This is a genomic window from Azoarcus sp. TTM-91 (genome assembly GCF_012911025.1).
GTDB lineage: Bacteria > Pseudomonadota > Gammaproteobacteria > Burkholderiales > Rhodocyclaceae > Azoarcus.
On sequence record NZ_WUEI01000239.1, the window covers coordinates 1 to 2058 of the forward strand.

2 protein-coding genes are annotated in these 2058 nt (G+C 65.8%); both read right to left on the bottom strand.

Annotation, left to right across the window (positions count from 1 at the left end; genetic code table 11):
- Window positions 1-145 precede the first annotated feature (145 nt).
- Window positions 146-1753 (bottom strand): AMP-binding protein, encoded by a 1608-nt coding sequence (locus tag GRF61_RS23925; RefSeq protein ID WP_169153120.1) that lies wholly within the window; start codon window positions 1751-1753, stop codon window positions 146-148.
- Between the two features lie 103 nt (window positions 1754-1856).
- Window positions 1857-2058 (bottom strand): hypothetical protein (locus tag GRF61_RS24675; protein WP_211166177.1); only part of this gene is annotated, 202 nt, incomplete at its 5' end.

Sequence of the window (2058 nt, forward strand, 5' to 3'; positions counted from 1 at the left end):
CGTCATGGCAGTGTCCGGTGGTCATGGGGGCGGATCGCGCCCCGGTCTAGGCATGGCGGGGATTGTACCCTTAGCTCAGCACTGACTTATTCATGTTTAAACATATCGGCCGCTGTAGTTTCCCCTACTCGGGCGGCATGGCGCCTCAGCCGATCTCCTTCAGACGGAAGCGCTGCAGCTTGCCGGTCTCGGTGCGCGGCAGGCTGCTCACATAGTCGATCGCCCGCGGGTACTTGTAGGGCGCTACCGTGTTCTTGACGAAATCCTGCAGCGTGCGGGTGGTTTCCTCGCTGCCTTCGTAGCCGGGCGCCAGCACGATGAAGGCCTTGATGATCTGGCCGCGGTCCGGGTCGGGCACGCCGACCACGCCGCATTCGGCCACCGCCGGATGGGCGAGCAGCGCCCATTCCACTTCCGGGCTGGAGACGTTGTAGCCGGAGGTGACGATCATGTCGTCCACCCGGGCGTGATAGTAGAAATAGCCGTCCTCGTCCATGTGGAAGGCGTCGCCCGGCAGGTTCCAGCCGTCGCGCACGTAGTTCTTCTGGCGTTCATCGGCGAGGTAGCGGCAGCCGGTGGGGCCCTTGATCGCAAGCTTGCCGACTCCGCCCGGCGGCAGTGGGTTCATGTCCTCGTCCACCACCATGCCACGGTAGCCGGGCAGCAGTTTGCCCAGCGCGCCCGGCCGGTAGTCTTCCGGGCCGGAGGCGATGTAGATGTGGATCATCTCGGTGCCGCCGATGCCGTCGTGGATCTGGATGCCGCTGGCTTCGCGCCACTTGTCGCGGGTGTCGGTGGGCAGCGCCTCGCCGGCGGAGACGCATTTCTTCAGGCTGGAGATGTCGTACTTGCCGACGAGGCTGGCCATCTGCCGGTAGGCGGTGGGCGAGGTGAAGCAGATGGTGGCCTTGTAGTCCTGGATGGCCTTCATCAAGGGTTCGGGCGCCAGCTTCTCCAGCAGCACCGTGCTGGCGCGTGCCCACAGCGGGAAGCACAGCAGGCCGCCGAGGCCGAAGGTGAAGGCCAGCGGCGGGGTGCCGATGAAGATGTCGTCCGCGCCCGGCTTCAGGCAGTGGCGGGGGAAGAGTTCGCACATCGCCAGGATGTCGCGGTGGGCATGGATGCAGCCCTTGGGGATACCGGTGGTGCCGGAAGTGAAGGCGATCAGCGCCGGATCGTCGGCGGCGGTATCCACCGCGATGTAGTCGGCGGCTTTCTCCGCCATCCGGGCCTCCAGCGTGCCGCCGGCACCGTAGTAGCCGATTTCCTTGAGCTGCGGGCTGTCCATCTGCGCAGCGATCAGCTCTTCCGCCAAGGCGGCCTCGCACAGGGCGTGGCTGACCTGGGCGATCTTCAGCACGTCCTTCAATTCCTTGGCGCGCAGCAGCGGCATGGTGCCGACGGCGACGCCGCCGGCCTTGAACACCGCCAGCCAGGAGACGGCGAACATCGGGCTGTTGGCACCGCGCAGCAGCACGCGGTTGCCGGGCACCAGGCCCATGTCCTCCACCAGGACCCGGGCGAGGCGGTTCACCTGGGCGAGCAATTCCCGGTAGGTCCAGCGCACGCCGGCGCCGATGATGGCGGGGCGGTCGCCATGGCCTTCGGCGAGGGCACGGTCCAGGAGTTCCACGGTGGCGTTCAGCCGCTCGGGAAACTGCAGTTCCGGGGTCTCGAACACCAGTTCCGGCCACTGGTCGGCGGGGGGCTGATGGGTGCGGACGAAGTCGTCCACGTGCGCGCTGGGGGTCATCTCGTCTCCTCTGTTCCGGGCCGCGGACAGCGCGCGGCCGGATGCGGTGGCGCCAGTTTTTTCGGGAGTTGGATCAGCTACTTCTGCGTCAATTTATTACCCGCTAATCGACAATGTCAATGAATAAAAAGTTTAAATATGAAGTATTTTGAGATGCCCCAAAATGGCGCTGCACTGCGGCAAAGGTGGTGCATGCGGAAAGAATAACGGCGTGACGATGGAGGCCTGCGTTCAAGGCCGCTTCGCCGCCGTTGCGGGGGCCCGGGGCGCCGGGCCCGGCGGGGGAATGGCGCAGCGCGCAAGGG